Below are 1,108 nucleotides of genomic sequence, written 5' to 3' on the forward strand. Positions count from 1 at the left end.
GTCACCGCCACCGACGCCGCCGGCAACACCAGCGCCCTGTCGGCCACCGCCTCCGTGACCGTCCCGAGCACGCCGCAGGCCTACCCGGCCCAGGTCCGCGCCGACGGCGCCCAGCTGTACTGGCGCTACGACGACACCGTCAGCCCGTACGTGGCCGACTCCTCCGACGGCGGCAACACCAGCGGCGTCCAGGTCAACGCCCCGGCCCTGCGCCAGACGCCCGGCGCGGTCAGCGGCGCGAGCACCGCGATGGGCTTCAACGGGACCAGCCAGCAGGTCCACAGCGACCACCGCCAGACCGTCTCGGGCACGTACACCGTCGAGACCTGGTTCAAGACGAACACCACGCGCGGCGGCAAGCTCGTCGGCTTCGGCAACAACACCACGCGCAACAGCAGCTCGTTCGACAAGCAGATCTACATGACCAACACCGGCCGCCTGGTGTTCGGCGTGTACAGCGGCTCGTCGAAGACCATCAGCACCGGCCTGCTCGACATGTACAACGACAACAAGTGGCACCACGTGGTCGCCACCCAGGGCCCGTCGGGCATGGCGCTGTACGTCGACGGCCAGAACAAGGGCACCCTGAACGTCACGGACTCGGCGTCGTACGCCGGCTACTGGCACGTCGGCGGCGACAACCTGTCCGGCTGGCCGAACCGCCCCACCAGCAACTTCTTCGCCGGCCAGATCGACGAGACGGCCGTCTACCCGAAGGTGCTCACCGCGGCCCAGGTCAAGAACCACTTCGACCTGGCGAAGGCCCCCACCGACACGGTCTCCAAGGTCACCGCGACCGAGGACACCTACGTCAACCAGGGCGCCCCCAGCGCCGCCAACGGCGCCGCCACCTCGCTCGCCGTCCGCGGCAACCCGCTGTACCAGACCTACCTCCGCTTCAACGTGCCGGCCGCGCCGGCCGGGCAGGTCCTGAAGTCCGCCGCCCTCCAGGTCAAGACCTCGACCCAGAGCGGGGCCGGCACCGCCGACACCGTCTCCGTCGTCCCCGTCACCGGCACCTGGAGCGGAGACACCACCTCCTACACCACCAAGCCGGCCGTGGGCACCACCCCGCTGGGCAGCTTCGCCGCCATCCCGGACGGCTCGG

General features: G+C 70.4%; 1 protein-coding gene. It reads left to right on the top strand.

Annotated elements, in window-relative coordinates:
• The coding region (locus ACIQUT_RS40320; protein ID WP_403570720.1) for a LamG-like jellyroll fold domain-containing protein at positions 1-1,108 on the top strand (1,108 nt) is incomplete at both ends.

It is taken from the genome of Streptomyces sp. NPDC090445, from assembly GCF_044769385.1.
Classification (GTDB): domain Bacteria; phylum Actinomycetota; class Actinomycetes; order Streptomycetales; family Streptomycetaceae; genus Streptomyces.